Raw genomic sequence first — 20,357 nt, forward strand, 5'->3', positions numbered from 1 at the left:
GTGCTGAGCACCGCCGCGCTGACGCTCCTTGCCCTGCTGGCCGCCGCCTTGCTGGCGCTGGCCGGGGCCGGGACGCCGGCGGCGGTCGCCCATCTGGCGTTTGCCGTGGGCATCGTGCCGTTGATCCTGGCGGCAATGACGCATTTCGTGCCGGTACTGACGCGTACCGGTGACCCTTCCGCAGCCATCCGACGGCTGCCGTTTTTTGCTCAGTTTGCCGGGTTGACCGCAGTCCTCGGCCTGCAGGGCTGGCTGCCTTACTACATCGTGTACGCTGCTGCTGCGGTCGACTTCGTTCTGGCGGCAATTTTGCTGCGCTGGATCGTGCGCCGGGCCAGCGCCACGCTGGGCAAGCCGCATCCCGGTTGGCGCTGGTATGCCGGGGCGCTGGCCTTGTTGATGCTGGCGTTGCTGGCCATCCTGGCGACGGCGGTGCTGCCGGCCGAATGGGCAGCCTGGCGGCGCCTGCACCTGCATTTGAATACGCTCGGCCTGGTCGGGCTGGCGGCGTTCGGCACCTTGCCGGTGCTCTTGCCGACAGCGCTCGGGCAGGCCGATCCGGAAGCTACCGGCTGGCTGAAGCGGCGTTTCTGGTCGATGTTCCTGGCGGTCGTCCTGCTGGCGACGGGCGCGGCTTTTTACTGGCCGGTTTCGGTCGCCGGGGCGGCGATCCTGCTGGTGCTGGCGCTTGGCCTGGTGGCGCAATGGCTGCGGCGTTTCGGCCCGCGCCCGCTGCTCGCTGACGGTGCAGCCTGCGCGCTGCTCGCCGCCGTGACCGGCTGGTCGCTGTGCCTGCTGGCCGGTACGTTGCACGCGGCCGGCCTGATTCCGGCCCGGCCGACCTTGTCGGCATGGGCTGCCGCATTCCTGTTGCCGCTGGTCACCGGTGCCTTGAGCCAACTGCTGCCGGTCTGGCGCTGGCCCGGTGCCCGTACGCCGGAACGCGACGCGATGCGGCGGCAACTGGTTGCCGGGGGATCATGGCGGGCGCTGGCGTTTGTTGCCGCCGGTGTCGCTTTCATCGCTGATCAGGGTACGCCCGGCGCGGCATTTCTGCTGGCCGGAATGGTGATCTTTGCGTCAAGTCTGCTGCGGGCGATGCGAATCTCACGGTCGACGCGGTAAAATCGCGGTTTTCCCGCTTTCCAGGTTTTCGCCATGCGCTACATCTCGACCCGCGGCCAGTCCGCACCCCAGGCTTTCTGCGACATCCTCCTCGGCGGTCTGGCCCCGGACGGCGGACTCTACCTGCCGGAGAGCTATCCGCAAGTCACCCGCGCCGACCTCGACGCCTGGCGCCAGCTGTCCTACGCCGATCTGGCCTACGAAATCCTGGCCAGGTTCATCACCGACATCCCGGCTGACGATTTGAAGTCGCTGGTCGCCCGGACCTACACCGCCGATGTCTACTGTCATCTGCGCAACGGCGGTGACGCGGCGCAGATCACGCCGCTGACCAAACTGGAAGACGGGCTGTACACGCAGGAACTGTCGAACGGCCCGACGCTGGCCTTCAAGGACATGGCGATGCAGTTGCTCGGCAACCTGTTCGAGTACGTGCTCGACAAGCGCGGCGAATCGATCAACATCCTTGGCGCCACTTCCGGCGATACCGGCTCGGCGGCCGAATACGCGATGCGCGGCAAGCACAACGTCAAGGTCTTCATGCTGTCGCCGGACGGCAAGATGAGCGCCTTCCAGCGCGCCCAGATGTATTCGCTGACCGATGCCAACATCTTCAACATCGCCGTGCGCGGCATGTTCGACGACGCCCAGGACATCGTCAAGGCGGTTTCCAACGACGCCGCGTTCAAGAAGCAGTACAAGATCGGCGCCGTCAATTCGATCAACTGGGCCCGGGTTGCGGCGCAGATCGTCTATTACTTCCAGGGCTATTTCCTGGCCACTGCCAGCAACGACGAAGAAGTGTCCTTCACCGTGCCGTCGGGCAATTTCGGCAACATCTGCGCCGGCCACATCGCGCGCATGATGGGGCTGCCGATCAAGCATCTGGTGCTGGCTACCAACGAGAACGACGTGCTCGACGAATTCTTCCGCACCGGCGTCTATCGCCCGCGCACCTCGGTCGAAACCAGCGTCACCTCCAGCCCGTCGATGGACATTTCCAAGGCGTCCAACTTCGAACGCTTCGTCTTCGATCTGGTCGGCCGCGACCCGGTGATCATCCGCGAATTGTGGTCCAAGGTCGACAAGGGCGAGGCCTTCGACCTGAGTACTACGGTCTACTGGAAAAACAAGCCGAAATTCGGTTTCATTTCCGGCCGCAGCACGCATGTCGACCGCATCAACACCATCCGCTTCGCCCAGGGCCGCTACAACGTCATGCTCGACACGCATACCGCCGATGGCCTCAAGGTTGCGCTGGAAAACCGTCAGCCGGGGCAGACGATGATCGTGCTGGAAACCGCCCAGCCGGCCAAGTTCGAGGAAACCATCCGCGAAGCGCTGGGCTCCGAGCCGGTGCGTCCGGCCAGCCTGCAGGGCATCGAGAACCTGCCGCAACACGTCGTGGTCATGGACCCGGATCTGGCCGCAATCAAGGCCTTCGTTGCCGAACACGCCTGAGTTTGGACCTCAGACTGCCGGGGAGACGCGGTTGCGGCCGCCTTCCTTGGCGGCATAGAGCCGGCGGTCGGCTTCGGCGTACAGCGCATCGACACGCTCGCCATCGGCCGGAAAATCCGCGATGCCAAGGCTGATGGTGATGCGCAGGCACAGATCGCCATGGCGCATTTCCCGCTCGGAAATTTGCCGGCGGACGCGTTCGGCAATGGCGATGGCCTCGCTCATGCCGGTGTCGGGCAGCAGGATGGCGAATTCCTCACCGCCCAGCCGGCCGAAAACGTCGGAGCCGCGCAGCATGTCGTCGATGCTGCGGGCCAGTTGACGCAGCACGGCATCGCCGGCCTGGTGTCCGTGGTTGTCGTTGACCAGCTTGAAATGATCGATATCGAGCAGCACCAGGCAGAGCGGCGTTTCCGAGCGCTGGCAGCGGGCCAGTTCTTCCCCCGCGCGGTCGAGGAAATGACGCCGGTTGGCGACGCCGGTCAGCGAATCGGTAGTTGCCATCAGCGTCAGCTGCTCGTTGGCATTTTCGAGTTGACGCATGATGACTTCCTGACTGTAGACCGTTGAAAACGAGCGCGTGGTCTGGAAGGCGCGGATGACGCCGTAGCTGAGCAGCAGGAAGCCGGAGGCGCTGATCGCGTGCGCCAGCCACCATTGATGATTCCACGCGCCGGCGATGATGAAGGCCAGCGATGACTGGGCAAACATCGCCAGCGACAGCGAATAGATCGCCAGCAGGGGCAGGTCGGTGCCGTGCCGCCGCATCCGCAGCAAGCCGGCCAATGCCAGGAAGAAGGCGATCCATTCCAGGCCCAGCCGGAGTTCGGGGCGGTCGGCGATCGGTGACAGGGCGAGCAGGCCGACAGCCACGTCGATGACGAGAAAGATCGCCAGCCAGCCCAGCCAGAAACGCTTCGATCCCCGCTTTTCCGGATTGTCGGCAGGACGGCCGTGCTGCAGCACGGCAAGCAGCAGGCAGGCATTGAGGATCAGGCGCGATGCCGGCCCGTACAGCAGGAACAGCATCGGATGGTCATGGGCATGGCCGGTGAACAGGCCGTGCGGGGCATAAACGATGGCGAAGCCGAGAAATCCCAGTGTCAGCCAGCGCAGCATCGGGTCGCCGGCATCGCGGTAGCAGCGCCAGGTGATCCAGGTAACGAAAAGGCTGGCCAGGATGGCCACGCCGATGGCGATTTCGTGGAAAGCGTGACTTTCGTAGCGCAGCGCCGGGTCCTGGTATTGCGCCAGATACCAGATGGCGACGCTCGGCGAGAGCGCGAACAGTACGTGCAGCAGGCGCACGTAGACACGGGTCAGCTTGTCGAGGCCGGCGGGTAGGTGTTCCATGCCGGCCGGCCGGTCAGCCGATGAAGCGCATCGACAGGTCGAGCGCCTTGACGTCCTTGGTCAGCGCGCCGACCGAGATGCGATCGACGCCGGTTTCGGCAATGCCGCGAATGGTTTCCAGACTGACGTTGCCGGACGCTTCGAGTACGGCCCGGCCGGTATTGATGGCGACGGCCTGGCGCATCAGCTCGGGTGTGAAGTTGTCGAGCAGGATCATTTTTGCGCCGGCGTCCAGTGCCTGACGTAACTCGGCCAGGCTTTCCACTTCGACCTGGATGAACTGGCAGCGGTCTGCCGCCGTACTGGCGACTTTTTGCGCGGCCGCCATGGCCTGGGCGATGCCGCCGGCGGCGTGGATATGGTTTTCCTTGATCAGGATCGCATCCCACAGCGCCAGCCGGTGATTGCCGCCGCCGCCGGCGCGTACTGCGTATTTCTGGGCGATGCGCAGGCCGGGCAGGGTCTTGCGCGTATCGACCACCTGCGCCCCGGTGCCGGCAATCGCATCGGCGTAGATGCGCACCTTGCTGGCGACGGCCGACAGCAGTTGCAGGAAATTCAGTGCACTGCGTTCGGCGGTCAGCAGCGCGCGGCCGTTGCCGTCGATGGTGCACAGCAACTGGTCGGCGGCGATGCGGTCGCCGTCGGCAGCCTGCCAGGTGACGATGGCTGCTGGGTCGAGGCGGTGCACGCATGCGTCGAACCAGGCCGTACCGCAAAGCACGCCCGGCTCGCGGGAAATGACCGTGGCCTGGGCCTGGCGATCGCCGGGCACCAGCGAGGCAGTCAGGTCGCCGGGGCCGATATCCTCGGTCAGGGCGGCGTCGACGTTGCGGGTGATTTCTGCGGCGAGCGGGTAGGCGAATTCGATGGACATATCAGTGTTCAGTCGGCATGCTAGGGCCCGAATTGTACCGTCTGGGGAATGCGGATGTCCGAGCTTGTCGGGGTTTTTCATGTCAGCCTGGGGGTGCTGGTGGCAATGGCCATCGGGCTGCTGCTGGTTTTCTGGTACCTGCGCGACATCACGCAGAAGCGGCACACGGTATTGCGCAATTTTCCCATCGTCGGGCATCTGCGCTTCTTTTTCGAAAACCTGGGTGAATACTTCCGCCAATACTTTTTCCTGGGCGATCGTGAGGAAATGCCCTTCAACCGGGCCACGCGCGCCTGGGTCTATCGTCTGGCCAAGAACGAAGCCGGCATGATCGGCTTCGGTTCGACCTACGACCTGTCGCAATCCGGCGCGCTGGTCTTCGTCAATGCCGCCTTTCCGGTGCTCGAAGGCGAACATCAGCCGTCGCCCCCTGTGCTCATCGGCGATGGCTGGTGCGACAAGCCCTTTGCCGCGCGTTCGCTGATCAACATCAGCGGCATGAGTTTCGGCGCAATCTCGAAGCCGGCGGTGCGGGCGCTGTCGCACGGCGCAGCACTGGCGGGTTGCTACATGGATACCGGCGAGGGCGGCCTGAGCCCGCATCATCTGGAAGGCAAGTGCGATGTCATTTTCCAGATCGGCACGGCCAAGTACGGCGTGCGCGACGAGCACGGCAAGCTGAGCGATCTGCGGCTGCAGGAACTGGCGGCACTGGAACATGTGCGCGCCTTCGAGATCAAGCTGTCGCAAGGCGCCAAGCCGGGCAAGGGCGGCGTTCTGCCGGCGGCCAAGGTGACTGCGGAAATCTCCGTCATTCGCGGCATTCCGATGGGGCAGGATTCGCTGTCGCCGAACCGCCACCCGGAAACCAGCAACATGGAAGAGTTGCTCGACATGGTGATTCACGTCCGCGAAGTCACCGGCAAGCCGGTCGGCATCAAGACGGCGATTGGCGGCTGGCAGTTCATGCACGAGTTGGCCGACGCGGTGCATCGGCGCGGCCTGTGGAGCGCCCCGGATTTCCTGACGATCGACGGCGGCGAGGGCGGTTCCGGCGCGGCACCGCCGGCGCTGGCCGATCACATGGCGTTGTCGATCAACGAATCGTTGCCGCGCGTCATCGATGCATTGATCGAAAACGGGCTGCGCGAGCGCATCAAGGTGATTGCCTCGGGCAAGCTGCTGACGCCGGCCAAGGTGGCCTGGGCGCTGGCCTGCGGCGCGGACCTGGTCAATTCGGCGCGCGGCTACATGTTTGCGCTCGGCTGCATCCAGTCGCTGCGTTGCCATCAGAACACCTGCCCGACCGGCATCACGACGCACAATCCCAAGCTGCAGCGCGGCCTGGTTGTCGAGGACAAGGCCGAACGCGTTGCCCATTACACGCGCAACCTGAACAAGGAGGTGGAAATGATCGCCCACGCCTGCGGCGTCAAGCACGCCCGCGAGCTGCGTCGCGAGCATGTGCGCATCGTTCAGCCGAACGGCCAGAGCGCGGCGCTCAACATCCTCTACCCGTACCCGCCCATTCGTTGAACAGTAGCCGGGCGGCGTCGATGACTTCGCCGGCGGTCAGGCCGGCCGGACCGATGCCGGCGGCGACCAGGCGGTCGGCGGCGGCGCCGTGCAGGTGGACGGCGGCGAGCAACGCCGCTTTGGCCGGCCATTGCTGGGCCAGCAGGGTGGCGGTAAAGCCGCTCAATACGTCGCCCATGCCGGCCGTCGCCATGCCGGGATTGCCGGTGGTATTGATCCACCAGCGGCCGTCGACCGCAGCAATCACCGTGCCGCAACCCTTCAGCGCCACCGGACAGGCGTAGCGGCGGGCCAGTGCGCCGGCGGCGGCGATGCGGTCCGCCTGCACGTCGGCCACCGTACTGCCGAGCAGGCGCGCGGCTTCAGCCGGGTGAGGCGTGAGCACGGCCGGCGCGGAGCGGCTGGACAAAATGCCGGCCAGACGCCCGTCGACCGCAAGAATGTTCAAGGCATCGGCATCGAGCACCAGCGGCAGCGCTGACACCAGCGCCTGTTCGAGATGGCGCACGGCTTCATCCGACTGGCCCAGGCCGGGACCACAGGCGAGCGCCTGCAGGCCGGCGTCGAAGAGTGTGGCGACCGGGCGCAGCATCAGTTCGGGCTGGTTGGCATCGACGCTCGGGCCAGCCGGGTCGAGCAGCCCGAGATAGACGCGGCCGGCGCCGAGCTTGAGCGCGGCGCGGCCGGCCAGCAGCGCGGCACCAGTCATCGACGGCGCGCCGCCGAGAATGCCGGTACTGCCGAAACTGCCCTTGTGCGAATTGTGCCGGCGCGGCTGCAGCCAGGCCGAGAAATCGCCGCGCGAAACGACATGACCGTCGGCCGATATTGCCGGGTCACTTGCGAGATCCAGCGATGCGACGCGGACCCGGCCGCAGTGGTCGGGGCCTTCTGCGGTCAACAGGCCGGGTTTGCCGGAAATGAAGGTGATCGTGTGCGTCGCTTCGATGCAGGGGCCGGGGCGGTTGCCGGTATCGGCGTTCAGTCCGGAGGGGCAGTCGAGGGCCAGCAGCGGGCAGTTGTCGCGCTGCGCCAGTCGGTTGGCGGTGCTGATCCAGTCGGCGTGATGCCCGGTCGGCGGGCGGGTCAGGCCGATGCCGAACAAGCCGTCGATGATCAGCCCCCAGTGCGCATCCGCCGGAATATCGCAGCGGGTGCTGCCGCCGGCGGCGGTGAAACGGGCGTGGGCCGCCGCCGCATCCGCGGGCAGCTTGCCGGCGTCGTCGGCAAAGACGACGGTCACGTCGAAGAAGCGCTCGCGCAGCAGGCGTGCCGCTTCGAAGGCATCGCCACCGTTGTTGCCGGGGCCGGCCAGCACCAGTACTGGCCGGTTGAGTTCGCTGACCAGTTCGCAGGCGAAATCGGCGGCCGCCAGGCCGGCGCGCTGCATCAGCGGCTGCCCGGCGTGGCGCGCCTCGATGCGGCGCAGCGACGGACTGAGATGAAGGTGGTGAAGGTGGTAAGGGGGCGTGTTCGGCATCGCCTCATTCTAGCGCCACATGGCGCGGGCGAGAGCGATGGTTGCGCCATGGATGGCGACGGTGTCGTCGATGTTGCGCGCATAGCCGCCGGCCATGGCCAGGGCCACCGGCACGCCGCTTGCCCGGCAGCGGCCAAACACCTGCCGGTCGCGCTCGCGCAGGCCGGCAAAACTCAGCCCGAGGCGCCCCAGGCGGTCGTCGTGATAAGGATCGGCACCGGCCAGGTAGATGACGAGTTCCGGTCGGGCGAGGTCGAAGGCGGTATCCAGGCCGTGCGCCAGTTGCAGCAGGTAGGCGTCGTCGGTGCAGCCGTCCGGCAGTTCGATGTCGAGATCGCTTTCTTCCTTGGTGAAGGGATAGTTGCGGGCGCCGTGGATGGAGAAAGTGAAGATGCTGTCGTCGCCGCGGAGGATGGCGGCAGTGCCGTTGCCCTGATGCACGTCGCAGTCGACGATCAGCACGCGTCCGGCGCGGCCTTCGGCCTGCATCGCCCGTGCGGCGACGGCAGCGTCGTTGAACACGCAGAAGCCTTCGCCATGATCGCGGAACGCATGGTGCGTACCACCGGCGAGATTGGCGGCGACGCCGTCGGTGAAGGCAGCCCGGCAGGCGCTGATGGTCGCGCCCGCCGAGCGCCGCGAGCGTTCAACCATTGCTGCGGTCCACGGGAAACCGATGGCTTTTTGTGCCTTTTCGTCGAGTTGACCGCAACAGACACGATGGAGGTAGTCGGCGTCATGGGCGCGCAGCAATTCTTCGTCGCTGGCGGCCGGCGGCAGATGGAAATCGCTGGCCGAAAAATCGCCGCTGGCGAGCAATGCCTGACGCAGCCGGGCGTATTTTTCCATCGGAAAACGATGGCCCGGCGGTAGCGGCAGGACGAAGATGTCGGTGTAGAAAAGGCGCACGCCCGACGCCCGGAGGATCAGTTCAGTGCAGCGGACAGCTTGCGGCGGAATTCGCGGACGAGGTCGTCGTACTGATCGCCGGCCAGTGCTTCGAACAGTTGCAGCAATGCCTTGCGGCCGGCGCCTTCGTCGAAGAAGCGGTCGCGCCGGACGACTTCCAGCGCGGCTTCGAGGGCTTCGCGGAAACGGCTTTGGGCGGCGTAGGCGCGGGCCAGTTCGAGGCGGGTGGCATGGTCATCCGGATTGGCGGCAAGCTTTTCTTCCAGCGGTTCGCAGTCGGCCGCGCCCTGGGCCAGCGCCAGGCGGGCGCGCAGGGCGGTGGCGCGATCCGGTTCGTCCTTGTATTCGCCGGCCAGCAACTGCGCGGCTTCGTCGTTGCGACCAAGCAACATCAGCACATCGATGGCGTCGAGCTGCACTGCCTGGTCCTGCGGATTGGCCTGACTGGCTTCAACCAGCTTGGCCAGCGCTTCCTCCAGCTTGCCTTCGCCGATCAGCGCTGCGGCTTCCTCGCGCAGGTTGCCGCCTTCATCTTCGCCGGCGGGCAGCGCGATGCGCTCGAGGAATTCACGGACCTGTCCTTCCGGCAGCGCGCCGTTGAATTCGTCGACCAGTTGTCCCTGGAACACCACCTTCACCGACGGAATGCTGCGCACGCCGAAATGGCCGGCGAGTTCCGGGTTTTCGTCGGAATTGACCTTGGCGAGCAGGAAACGGCCCTTGTATTCCTCGGCCAGTTTTTCCAGCATCGGCTTGAGTACCTTGCAGGGCTCGCACCACGGTGCCCAGAAATCGACCACCACCGGCACCTGGAGCGATGCCTGCAGGACCTTGGCTTCGAATTCTTCGATGGAGACGTCAAAAGAGAATTGGGACATGAGCGATTTTCCGGTGTGTTTCAGTAGCTGATCATTTTAACGGAGAGTCGGGCGCGCGGCGGATGGCTTTCGCTTCCAGCATGTTTTCGGCTATCATTCTGCTTTCCCGCAGCCTGTCTTTCCATGACCAAATACGTTTTCGTTACAGGTGGTGTCGTGTCCTCTCTGGGCAAAGGCATCGCCGCCGCGTCGCTGGGGGCCATTCTGGAATCCCGCGGCATCAAGGTTACCCACCTCAAGCTTGACCCCTACATCAACGTCGACCCCGGCACGATGAGTCCCTTCCAGCACGGAGAGGTCTTCGTCACCGAGGATGGCGCCGAGACCGATCTCGATCTGGGGCATTACGAGCGTTTCACCAGCGCCCGCATGACCAAGCGCAACAACTTCACGACCGGCCAGATCTACGACACCGTGCTCAAGAAAGAGCGGCGCGGCGAGTATCTCGGCAAGACCGTGCAGGTCATTCCGCACATCACCGACGAGATCAAGGACAAGGTCAAGGCTGGCGCCGAAGGTGCCGACGTGGCCATCGTCGAGGTCGGTGGTACGGTGGGCGACATCGAATCGCTGCCTTTCCTGGAAGCGATCCGCCAGATGGGCATCGAGGAAGGCCGCAACAACGTCTGCTACATGCATCTGACGCTGCTGCCCTACATTCCGACCGCCGGCGAACTGAAGACCAAGCCGACCCAGCACTCGGTCAAGGAACTGCGCCAGATCGGCATCCAGCCGGACATCCTGCTGTGCCGTGCCGACCGCTCGATTCCGGTCGAGGAACGGCGCAAGATCGCGTTGTTCTGCAACGTCATGCCGGAAGCCGTCATCGAGTGCCTGGACGCCGATTCGATCTACAAGATCCCGGGCATGCTGCACGAACAGATGCTCGACGAGATCGTCTGCCACAAGCTCGGCATCCTGGCCAAGGCCGCCGACCTGACCGTCTGGGAGAACCTGATCGTCGCCTTGGAGCATCCGCTGCACCAGGTGAAGATCGCCTTCGTCGGCAAGTACGTCGATCTGACCGAGTCCTACAAGTCGCTGATCGAAGCCATCAAGCATGCCGGCATCCATACACGCAGCGAAGTGAACATCGTCTATCTCGACTCGGAAGACATCGAGAAGAACGGTACCGGCGTCCTCGAAGACCTCGACGCCATCCTGGTGCCGGGCGGTTTCGGCCGGCGTGGCACGGAAGGCAAGATTGCCGCGATCCGTTATGCCCGCGAAAACAAGGTGCCGTACCTTGGCATCTGCCTCGGCATGCAGCTCGCCGTCGTCGAGTTCGCCCGTGACGTTGCCGGCATGACCGCTGCGCACTCGACCGAATTCGCCGCCGACACGCCGTACCCGGTGATCGGCCTGATCACCGAGTGGCTGGATGCTTCCGGCAAGATCGAGAAGCGCAGCGAGGATTCCGACATCGGCGGCACCATGCGTCTCGGCGCCCAGGTCTGCCAGTTGAAGGAAGGTTCGCTGGCCCGCCAGATCTACGGTGCGCCGGAAATCACCGAGCGTCACCGTCATCGCTACGAAGTGAACAACACGCTGCTGGCCCAGCTGGAAGAAAAGGGCCTTGTCGTCGCCGGCCGGGCACCGGGTACCGATCTGTGCGAGATGGTCGAACTGCCGGCCGACGTCCATCCGTGGTTCGTCGGTTGCCAGTTCCATCCGGAATTCACCTCCAACCCGCGTCAGGGCCACCCGCTGTTCACGTCGTATGTGAAGGCTGCGCTGGCCAGCAAGCAGGGCAAGAACTGATGAAACTCTGCGGTTTCGAGGCTGGTCTTGACCAGCCTTTTTTCCTCATCGCCGGCCCGTGTACCGCAGAATCCGAACAGTTGTGCGTCGATGTTGCCGCGCACATGAAGGAAGTCTGCGGTCGACTCGGCATTCATTACATTTTCAAGGCGTCCTACGACAAGGCCAACCGCAGCTCCGGCAAGTCGGTGCGCGGCCCCGGCCTCGACGGCGGCCTGAAGATCCTCGACAGCGTGCGTGCCCAGGTCGGTGTGCCGGTGCTGACCGATGTCCATGACGGTAACGACGTGGCGCAGGTCGCCAGCGTCGTCGACGTGCTGCAGACGCCGGCCTTCCTGTGCCGGCAGACCGATTTCATCCATGCCGTGGCGTCCTGCGGCAAGCCGGTGAACATCAAGAAGGGCCAGTTCCTGGCGCCGGGCGACATGAAGAACGTCGTCGACAAGGCGCGTGAAGTCAATGGCGGCGCCGACAACATCATGGTCTGCGAACGCGGTGCCAGCTTCGGCTACAACAACCTTGTTTCCGACATGCGCTCGCTGGCGATCATGCGCGAGACCGGTTGCCCGGTGGTTTTCGATGCCACCCACTCGGTGCAGTTGCCGGGCGGGCAGGGCACGGTTTCCGGCGGGCAGCGCGAATTCGTTCCGGTGCTGGCGCGGGCGGCGGTGGCGGTGGGCATTTCCGGCCTGTTCATGGAAACCCATCCCTGCCCGGAAAAGGCCTTCTCCGACGGCCCGAATTCCTGGCCGCTGGAGCGCATGGAAAGCCTGCTGGCGACGCTGGTGGCGCTCGACCGCGCGGCAAAAGCCGCTGGTTTTGAAGAATTGAAGTTTTAATAATCTGCTTTAAAAATCCATTTCAACCTTTTGATTACAAGGAAGAGACATGAGTTCTATCGTTGATGTCGTTGCCCGCGAAATCCTGGATTCCCGCGGCAATCCCACGGTCGAAGCCGACGTGCTGCTGGAGTCCGGTGTCATGGGCCGTGCGGCTGTGCCGTCCGGTGCCTCCACCGGTTCGCGCGAAGCCATCGAGCTGCGTGACGGCGACAAGAGCCGTTACCTCGGCAAGGGTGTGATGCAGGCCGTCGAGAACATCAATACCGAAATCTCCGAGGCGATCATCGGCCTCGACGCCCAGGAACAGGCTTTCATCGATCAGACCATGATCGAACTCGACGGTACCGACAACAAGTCGCGTCTCGGCGCCAACGCCATCCTGGCCGTCTCGATGGCTGTCGCCAAGGCTGCTGCCGAAGAATCCGGCCTGCCGCTGTACCGCTACTTCGGCGGCATGAGCCCGATGCAGATGCCGGTGCCGATGATGAACATCATCAATGGTGGCGAGCACGCCAACAACAGCCTGGATATCCAGGAATTCATGGTGATGCCGGTCGGTGCCAATACCTTCCGCGAAGCCCTGCGTTGTGGCGCCGAAATCTTCCACGCGCTGAAGAAGCTGCTGGACAAGGCCGGTCACTCGACCGCCGTCGGCGACGAAGGCGGTTTTGCCCCGAACCTCGGCAGCCATGCCGAAGCGCTGCAACTGATCATGCAGGCAATCGAGGCTGCTGGTTACGTGCCGGGCCAGGACGTGCTGCTGGCGCTCGACTGCGCCGCTTCCGAGTTCTACAAGGACGGCAAGTACAAGCTGGCCGGTGAAGGCCTGGAGCTGACCTCGGCCCAGTTCACCGACTACCTGGCCAACCTGGCCGACCAGTTCCCGATCGTCTCGATCGAAGACGGCATGTCGGAAGCCGACTGGGACGGCTGGAAGCTGCTCACCGACCGCCTCGGCGACAAGGTGCAGATCGTCGGCGACGACGTTTTCGTCACCAACACCCGCATCTTCAAGGAAGGCATCCAGAAGGGCATCGGCAACTCGATCCTGATCAAGATCAACCAGATCGGCACGCTGTCGGAAACCTTTGCCGCCATCGAAATGGCCAAGCGCGCCGGCTACACCGCAGTGATTTCGCATCGCTCCGGTGAAACCGAAGACAGCACCATCGCCGACATCGCCGTCGGCCTCAATGCCGGCCAGATCAAGACCGGTTCGCTGTCGCGCTCGGACCGCATCGCCAAGTACAACCAGTTGCTGCGCATCGAGGAAGATCTCGGCGATACCGCCTCCTACCCCGGTCGCGAAACCTTCTACAACCTGCGCTGATCGCTGAATGCGCTGGCTGACGGTCGGCTTCCTCGCCTTGATCGTCCTCCTCCAGTACCCGTTGTGGCTGGGCAAGGGAGGATGGCTGAAGGTATGGGAGTACGACCGGCAGCTGAAGTACCAGAAGGAAGAAACACGCAAGCTGGAAATCCGGAACGCGGGCCTCGATGCCGAAGTCCGCGACCTGAAGCTGGGCTACGACGCCATCGAGGAGCGCGCGCGCTTCGAACTGGGCATGGTGAAGCAGGATGAAACCTTCGTCCAGATCCCCGAGCGGCCCGTCGAAAAACGCCCGTAAATACCTGTCGACCGCAGTAGTCATCACCATTTTCGTCAGCTAGAATCGTTCTCAGCAGTCCCGCCCCGAGCGCTCAAGGAGAACATCATGCTGCTCAAGAATGGCGATAAGGCCCCATTGTTTGTATTGCCGGATGCCGATATGGAGACTGTCGATCTGGCGCATTGTCTCAACGACAAACACGTCGTCCTGCTTTTCTATCCCAAGGACGGCACCCCGTGCTGCACCCGCGAAGTCACCGACTTTGCCGATCACGAGGGGGATTTCAGCAAGCAGGGTTGCATCCTGCTTGGCATCAACCGGGAAGACTGTCTGAAACACCAGGATTTCCGGGACAAGGAAGGCATCGGCATCGGTTTGCTGTCCGACGCCGAAGGCGAGGTCTGCCGCCAGTACGGCGTCTGGCAGGCCAGGGAGGTGGATGGACAGCAGAAGTTCGGCATCGTCCGTTCAACCTTCGTCATCGATCGCAGCGGCGTCATCCGCCATGCGCTTTACAACGTCAATTACAAGGGCCATGCACAGGAAGTGCTGGGCCTCGTGAAGGAACTCAATTCATGAACCTGCAGGTTGCCAAGAACACAGTCATCACGCTCGACTACCATGTGACCGACCCCGACGGCGAAGTCGTGGATGAAGGGCGCGATCCGCTCGTTTATCTGCATGGCGGTTACGACGACATCTTTCCGAAGATCGAGGAAGCCCTGCAGGGCAAGGGCATCGGCGAATCCGTGCAGGTCAAGCTGCAGCCGGACGAAGCCTTTGGCGAATACGATCCGGAGCTGGTCCAGGTCGAGCCGCGCAAGGACTTCCCCAAGGAACTCCAGGTCGGCATGCAGTTCGAGGGCGGTCCGGAAGAGGGCGGCGACGATGATTTCATCATCTACCGCGTGACCAACATCGAAGGCGACAAGGTCGTGCTCGACGGCAATCATCCGCTGGCCGGCAGCGCGCTGGTGTTCACCTGCACCGTGACGGCAATTCGCCCGGCCAGTGCCGACGAACTCGAACACGGCCACGTGCACAATCCGGAAGACGACGAGGAAGGATGCCACTAAGGCAGCAGCCACAGGAAATCAGCGTCCGGCCGGCGGCCAGGCGCTGGTTTCGAAGCGGAACAGCGTCGGCGCATCGCTGTCGATGATGCCGCGCGTCCACCCCATCAGCGGGTAACCAAAGGTTTCGACCCGGGTGAAATTGGCGATCCGCTGGCCCTTGGCGTCGCGCAGTGGGTGGTCGATGCGGCTGATGTGGGTGTCGCCATGAACGGCGACCACCTGGCCGGCAAAGTGCAGCGTTTCATGACGCAGCGTGGTCAGGAAATCCCGGTAGCCGCTGTGCGGAAACCCCTGCGCCTGATGGATGAAACCCGGGTTGGCCTGGAACATCAGCACGATGCCGCGCAGTTCTTCCCGCCGGGCCAGCGCGAAACTGTCCTTCAGCCAGGCCAGTACCATCGGATTGCGGGCGAGGAACTCCGGCCGTGGCTCGCTCGTCATGCCCCAGTTGTTGTTGCCACCAGGCAGGTTGAAGGTGACGAACAGCACCGGTCCGAGGCGAAAGCGCGAATGTTCGGGATAGGCGTCTGACTGGCGTTCCAGTGCCAGCTTGCGCTGACCGAGCGAGAAATTGTCCCGCCAGAACAGGCTGCGCAATTTGTTCAGGCGCTCCTGCGGATCGTAGGAACCGTTGTTCAGGCGCGTGCAATCCGTCCATTCGTTGTCGCCTGGCAGGAAGACGAAAGGCACCCGGCTGCTTTCGAAAAGCTGGTAGCGGTCCGCGAATACCGCATCGTCGCAACGATCGGCGCCATGCTTGATATCGCCGATGTGGGCAACGAAATCGACATTGCTGTCGGCGATGGCGTCGAGCATTTTCGGCAGTTCGGCGCGTTCGCGATCCGAGTAGGGCACGTCGCCGATCAGGCCGAAGCGCCAGGTTTCGGCAGCCGCCGGCAATACGAAAACGAGGCATGCTGCGGTCAACGCGGTTTTCAGGCAAAAAAGCAGGTCGACCGCAGGATTGCGCCAGCGCTTCACTTGAGCAGGCCTTTCAGCGCGTACAGGGCATCAAGCGCCTCGCGCGGCGTCAGGCTGTCCGGATCGATGGCGGCCAGGTGTTCGACGACGGGATGTGGTTCGGGCTCGATGATTTCCGGCTCCGGTGCCTGTGCGAACAGGTCCGGCTGCAACGGGTCGGCGACGGCGCGCTGCTCGAATTCGCGCAACTGCTTGCGCGCGGCCCGCACGACGGCGGCGGGTATTCCCGCCAGCGCCGCGACCTGAATCCCGTAACTCTGGTTGGCCGGGCCTTCCTCGACGGCGTGCATGAAGACGATGCGGTCGTTATGCTCGACGGCGCCGAGATGCACGTTGGCCAGTTCGCTGTATTCGTGCGACAGCCGGGTCAGCTCGAAATAATGCGTGGCGAACAGCGTCAGGCTGCGGTTCTTGTCGATCAGGTGGCGCAGGATGGCGAAGGCCAATGCCATGCCGTCGAAGGTCGAGGTGCCGCGGCCGATTTCGTCCATCAGCACCAGGCTCTGGTTCGTCGCGTGGTGCAGGATGGCGGCGGCTTCGGTCATCTCGACCATGAAGGTCGAGCGGCCGGACGCCAGATCGTCGGAAGCGCCGATGCGGGTGAAGATGCGGTCGAGCGGGCCGAGGACGCAGCGGTCGGCGGGCACGAAGCTGCCGATGTGGGCGAGCAGGGCGATCAGCGCGACCTGGCGCATGTAGGTCGATTTACCGCCCATGTTCGGGCCGGTGATCAGCAACAGGCGCCGGCTTTCGGCCAACAGGCAGTCGTTGGCGATGAAAGTCTCGGCGCTTTGCGCCAGTTCGTTCTCGACCACCGGGTGACGGCCGCCCTCCACGGTCAACTGCGTTTCCAAGGCAAATTCCGGCTTGCACCAGTTGCGCTTCAAGGCGGATTCAGCAAAGCCGGCGAGCAGATCAAGCTGGGCGACGGCGCGGGCGATGGTCTGCAGCGTCGGCACCACCGGCAGCAGCACGTCGAGGATCTGTTCGTAGAGCAGCTTCTCGCGCGCCAGCGAACGTTCCTGCGCCGACAGCGCCTTGTCCTCGAAAGCCTTCAGCTCCGGCGTGATGTAGCGCTCGGCGTTCTTCAGCGTCTGCCGGCGGCGGTAGTCGTCGGGAATCTTGTCGACGTGGGCGTGCGTGACCTCGATGTAGAAGCCATGAACCTTGTTGAATTCGACCTTGAGGCTGCCGATACCGGTCCGCTCGCGTTCGCGCACTTCCATGTCGACCAGAAAGGCGCCGCAGTTGTCGTTGAGCGAGCGCAGCTCATCCAGATCGGCGTCGAAGCCTGGCGCGATGACGCCGCCGTCGCGCACCTGGGCGCCCGGTTCGGCGGCGATGGCGCGGACCAGAAGATCGAGGGCTTCCGCCGGCGTTTCGAGTTCGGCGAAGGATTGCTGCAGCAAAGCCGACGGCGTGCCGGCCAGCGGCGCGCGCAGTTCCGGCAGGCGGGCGAGCGATTCGCGCAGGCTGGCGAGGTCGCGCGGGCGGGCGTTGCGCAAGGCAATGCGGCCGGCGATGCGTTCAATGTCGGCGATCCCGCGCAAGGCTTTTCTCGTCTCGCCGGCCAGTCGACCGTAATCGTCGAGCAGCGCTTCGACCGCACCATGGCGGGCGGCCGGCACGGCGCGGTCGCGCAGCGGGTGGTGCAGCGTGTGGCGCAGGAGGCGCGAGCCCATGCTGGTGACGCAGTTATCCAAAAGCGAGAACAGCGTCGGTGACGGCTGCCCGCGCAGGGTTTCAGTCAGTTCCAGGTTGCGCCGCGTCGCGAGATCGAGGCCGAGGTAAGCGCCTTCAATTTCTACGGTCAACCCGCGCAAATGCGGCAATTTGCCCGACTGCGTTGCCTGCGCGTACTGGAGCAGGGCTCCGGCCGCGGCAATCGCCGGCTTCAGGCCTTCGGCACCGAAACCGGCAAGTGAGGCGACTTCGAACTGGTCGCAGAGCAGGCGCCGGGCCGAGTCGAAATCGAAATACCAGTCCGGCTGGCGTGTACGTGCCACATCGACGCCAAAGTTCGGCGTCCAGCTTTCCGGGTAGAGGATTTCCGCCGGGCGGATACGCTCCAGCGTCGCCGGGATTTGCTCGGCCGGCACCTCGATCAGGATGAATTCACCGCTGGCCAGATTCAGCCGGGCAATGCCGGCCGTGTTGCGCAGCGTCGTCACGGCGAGCAGCCAGATGTCCTGCTTGTCGTCGATCAGCGCCGCGTCGGTCAGCGTGCCCGGCGTGACGATGCGCGCCACCGCCCGCTCGACCGGCCCCTTGCTGGTCGCCGGATCGCCGATCTGCTCGCAGATCACCGCCGACTCGCCCAACTTCACCAGCCGCGCCAGGTAAGGCTCCAGCGAATGGAAAGGCACGCCGCACATCTTGATCGGCACCCCGGCCGACTGCCCGCGCGTGGTCAGCGTGATGTCGAGCAGCCGCGCCGCCTTCTCGGCGTCCTCGTAGAACAGCTCGTAGAAGTCGCCCATACGGTAGAAGAGCAGGGTGTTCGGATGCTTCGCCTTGAGCCCGAGATACTGGACCATCATCGGGGTGTGCTTGGGGCTGTCGGCGGTTTTGCTCATGGTGCTAGGGGAGGAAAAGGTGGTGATTTTAACAGGGGCGCACTAAGCGGTGAGCGCATGCGAGAGTTGATTATGGTTTGTTCATGGTGACCGCACAGATCAGGGTTTGTTTTCGTATAACGCTCCCATAAGGTCTCTATTGTTTAATAAGCAGTCTGATAGGAGTTGTTGTTTCAAGTTCGTCATTGCTTGTATAGAATTGATCCTGTAAAAAATTTTTACGGAGCATGATCGCTCTCATCGGAACGCCTGACATGGACTCCCACATCCCGCTGCCCGTCGAACGGGCCATACAGAAATTCGGTGCCGACATTTCCCTGGCGCGTCGACGCCGGCATATCTCCCAGGTCTCGCTGGCCGAGCGCATGGGCGCCTCGGTGTCTACCGTACGACGCATGGAGAAAGGCGATGTGCGAGTGCCCATCCACTTCTTCGCCCGCGCGCTGCATGTCTTCGGTGAAATCCAGGCGTTGGAAAACCTCCTGGATACGGCTAAAGACGATATCGGCCTGACTCTGATGGATGAGCGCCTGCCCAAGCGAGTGCGCAGCAAGCCAGCTTCGTCGGGAGCGCTGTGATGGCGGTCGTTGCCACGATCCGCCGACAGGTACAGCTCTGTATCGGTAAGGTCGGTCTGCCCGTGGGTTCGCTCGTTTATGTCCGCCAGGGACGGCGCGAGAACAGTGCCTTTGCCTATGACGAGGACTGGTTGGCGAGCACGGCACGTTTCAACGTCTCGGCCGATCTGCAACTGATGGCTGGGCACCAGTCACACAAGGCGGCCTCGCTCCATGATTCGGTATTCCACGGCGCTATCGCTGACACCGCGCCCGATGCCTGGGGCCGCCGCGTCATCGCCCGAGATCACGCCAAACGGCGCAAGGACGATCCGCGACTGCCTGCCCTGACGGAACTGGACTACCTGCTTGCGGTGGATGACTTCAGCCGGGTTGGCGCGCTGCGCCTGCGCGACCCGAATGGCACCTGGCAACGGATGACGATGAGTGGGCAGCGCAGCACACCGCCGTTGATCGAACTGGAGCGGGTATTTTTGGCCAGCCGTGCTGTGGAGCGCGGTGATGAGACTGCCGAAGATCTGCGCTATCTGCAAGGCAGGGGCACGTCACTGGGTGGCATGCGCCCCAAGTGCACACTGATTGACGAGGATGGCCGGCTCGCCATCGGCAAGTTCCCGAGCGTGGGCGACGCTCGCAGTGTCACCAGTGGTGAGGTTCTGGCCTTGAAGCTGGCGGCATTGGCAGGCATTGATGCGGCACCGGCACGGGTCGTTTTGCTGGGCGAGGTGCCGGTGGCCGTTATCGGTCGATTCGATCGAGACCAAGCGGATGGACGCATCCCGTATCAATCCGCCGCGTCGCTACTGCAGGCTTCGCGCGACGAAGATCGCAGCTACACCGAGATCGCCGACGCCATCCGCGCCCACGGCCATGCTCCAACGCAGGATGTGCGGCAACTCTGGCGCCGGCTGGTTTTCAATCTACTGATCACCAATGTGGACGACCACCTGCAGAACCACGGCTTTCTGCATGTGGCACATGGCCAATGGCGTTTGGCGCCGGCCTTCGACATCAATCCGTTTCCGGAAAAGGACCGGGAATCTAAGACCTGGCTGTCCGAGCAGGATGGGCCGATCACCGATGTCGGCATGCTGCTGGCGCGTGCCGCCTATTTCGGGCTGGACGAAGCGCAGGCCCGCACCGTGCTGGCTGAAGTACATGCTGCAGTGGCGAACTGGCGGCAGGTGGCACTCAGTGCGGAAGTGGGCTTGCGGCAGGAGGAGCTCGATGACTTCGCGCCGGCTTTCGAGCATGAGCAGATGACTCTGGTAGACAGCTTGCTCCGATGATTGTGAAAATGGCATTTTCATCATC

Annotated in this window: 18 protein-coding genes; 11 read left to right on the forward strand and 7 right to left on the reverse strand. The window is 63.9% G+C overall.

Annotation, left to right across the window (positions count from 1 at the left end; genetic code table 11):
* Entirely contained in the window at positions 1-1,125 is a 1,125-nt protein-coding gene (locus BJN45_RS06840; RefSeq protein WP_083650968.1) for a hypothetical protein, read from the forward strand.
* A gap of 33 nt (positions 1,126-1,158) precedes the next feature.
* Positions 1,159-2,586, forward strand: coding sequence for a threonine synthase (gene thrC / locus BJN45_RS06845; RefSeq protein ID WP_076093359.1), 1,428 nt, complete (start codon positions 1,159-1,161; stop codon positions 2,584-2,586).
* Between the two features lie 9 nt (positions 2,587-2,595).
* On the opposite strand, the gene BJN45_RS06850 is transcribed toward thrC, so the two are convergent.
* Together BJN45_RS06850 and nadC are read right to left on the reverse strand one after the other, a co-directional pair.
* On the reverse strand, positions 2,596-3,939 hold the full coding sequence (locus BJN45_RS06850; RefSeq protein WP_076093362.1) for a sensor domain-containing diguanylate cyclase: 1,344 nt from the start codon (positions 3,937-3,939) through the stop codon (positions 2,596-2,598).
* Positions 3,940-3,952: 13 nt separating this feature from the next.
* Positions 3,953-4,816: a carboxylating nicotinate-nucleotide diphosphorylase gene (gene nadC, locus BJN45_RS06855; protein WP_076093364.1), complete on the reverse strand. Its 864-nt coding sequence runs from the start codon at positions 4,814-4,816 to the stop codon at positions 3,953-3,955.
* 54 nt (positions 4,817-4,870) lie between these two features.
* On the opposite strand from nadC, the gene BJN45_RS06860 reads away from it, so the two are divergent.
* Entirely contained in the window at positions 4,871-6,352 is a 1,482-nt protein-coding gene (locus tag BJN45_RS06860) for an FMN-binding glutamate synthase family protein (RefSeq protein ID WP_076093366.1), read from the forward strand.
* Here BJN45_RS06860 and BJN45_RS06865 read toward each other — a convergent pair.
* The 3 genes from BJN45_RS06865 to BJN45_RS06875 are packed head-to-tail and all read right to left on the reverse strand — an operon-like array spanning position 6,318 to position 9,619.
* The gene (locus tag BJN45_RS06865) at positions 6,318-7,832 is read right to left on the reverse strand and encodes a bifunctional ADP-dependent NAD(P)H-hydrate dehydratase/NAD(P)H-hydrate epimerase (RefSeq protein ID WP_076093368.1); all 1,515 of its coding nucleotides are present in this window, start codon (positions 7,830-7,832) and stop codon (positions 6,318-6,320) included. The genes BJN45_RS06860 and BJN45_RS06865 overlap by 35 nt on opposite strands.
* Positions 7,833-7,841: 9 nt before the next feature.
* A complete protein-coding gene (locus BJN45_RS06870; protein ID WP_076093371.1) occupies positions 7,842-8,741 on the reverse strand; it encodes a histone deacetylase family protein in 900 nt (299 codons plus the stop codon).
* Positions 8,742-8,758: 17 nt separating this feature from the next.
* A complete protein-coding gene (locus BJN45_RS06875) occupies positions 8,759-9,619 on the reverse strand; it encodes a tetratricopeptide repeat protein (RefSeq protein WP_076093373.1) in 861 nt (286 codons plus the stop codon).
* 123 nt (positions 9,620-9,742) lie between these two features.
* On the opposite strand from BJN45_RS06875, the gene BJN45_RS06880 reads away from it, so the two are divergent.
* From BJN45_RS06880 to BJN45_RS06905, 6 genes are all read left to right on the forward strand, one after another.
* On the forward strand, positions 9,743-11,380 hold the full coding sequence (locus tag BJN45_RS06880) for a CTP synthase (RefSeq protein WP_076093375.1): 1,638 nt from the start codon (positions 9,743-9,745) through the stop codon (positions 11,378-11,380).
* Entirely contained in the window at positions 11,380-12,219 is an 840-nt protein-coding gene (kdsA, locus tag BJN45_RS06885; RefSeq protein WP_076093377.1) for a 3-deoxy-8-phosphooctulonate synthase, read from the forward strand. Before BJN45_RS06880 ends, kdsA begins: the two co-directional genes overlap by 1 nt.
* 49 nt (positions 12,220-12,268) lie before the next feature.
* Positions 12,269-13,552 carry a phosphopyruvate hydratase gene (gene eno, locus BJN45_RS06890; RefSeq protein ID WP_076093379.1) on the forward strand — a complete coding sequence of 428 codons (1,284 nt, stop codon included), beginning with the start codon at positions 12,269-12,271 and terminating at the stop codon, positions 13,550-13,552.
* 7 nt (positions 13,553-13,559) lie between these two features.
* Positions 13,560-13,850 carry a cell division protein FtsB gene (gene ftsB / locus BJN45_RS06895; RefSeq protein WP_076093381.1) on the forward strand — a complete coding sequence of 97 codons (291 nt, stop codon included), beginning with the start codon at positions 13,560-13,562 and terminating at the stop codon, positions 13,848-13,850.
* Positions 13,851-13,940: 90 nt separating this feature from the next.
* Positions 13,941-14,411, forward strand: a complete 471-nt coding sequence (locus BJN45_RS06900) for a peroxiredoxin (RefSeq protein WP_076094183.1) — start codon at positions 13,941-13,943, stop codon at positions 14,409-14,411.
* Positions 14,408-14,908: an FKBP-type peptidyl-prolyl cis-trans isomerase gene (locus BJN45_RS06905; RefSeq protein ID WP_083650971.1), complete on the forward strand. Its 501-nt coding sequence runs from the start codon at positions 14,408-14,410 to the stop codon at positions 14,906-14,908. Before BJN45_RS06900 ends, BJN45_RS06905 begins: the two co-directional genes overlap by 4 nt.
* An 18-nt stretch (positions 14,909-14,926) precedes the next feature.
* Here BJN45_RS06905 and BJN45_RS06910 read toward each other — a convergent pair whose 3' ends face one another.
* Together BJN45_RS06910 and mutS are read right to left on the reverse strand one after the other, a co-directional pair.
* Positions 14,927-15,889 (reverse strand): metallophosphoesterase, encoded by a 963-nt coding sequence (locus tag BJN45_RS06910; RefSeq protein WP_076093383.1) that lies wholly within the window; start codon positions 15,887-15,889, stop codon positions 14,927-14,929.
* Positions 15,886-18,465, reverse strand: coding sequence for a DNA mismatch repair protein MutS (gene mutS, locus BJN45_RS06915; RefSeq protein WP_076093385.1), 2,580 nt, complete (start codon positions 18,463-18,465; stop codon positions 15,886-15,888). Before mutS ends, BJN45_RS06910 begins: the two co-directional genes overlap by 4 nt.
* A 254-nt stretch (positions 18,466-18,719) precedes the next feature.
* Between mutS and BJN45_RS06920 the strand changes: the two genes are divergently transcribed.
* Positions 18,720-19,043 (forward strand): helix-turn-helix domain-containing protein, encoded by a 324-nt coding sequence (locus BJN45_RS06920; RefSeq protein WP_076094188.1) that lies wholly within the window; start codon positions 18,720-18,722, stop codon positions 19,041-19,043.
* A complete protein-coding gene (locus tag BJN45_RS06925; protein ID WP_076093387.1) occupies positions 19,043-20,332 on the forward strand; it encodes a type II toxin-antitoxin system HipA family toxin in 1,290 nt (429 codons plus the stop codon). The genes BJN45_RS06920 and BJN45_RS06925 overlap by 1 nt, the downstream gene beginning before the upstream one ends.
* Positions 20,333-20,357 lie beyond the last annotated feature (25 nt).

The organism is Azonexus hydrophilus (assembly GCF_001956855.1).
GTDB lineage: Bacteria > Pseudomonadota > Gammaproteobacteria > Burkholderiales > Rhodocyclaceae > Azonexus > Azonexus hydrophilus_A.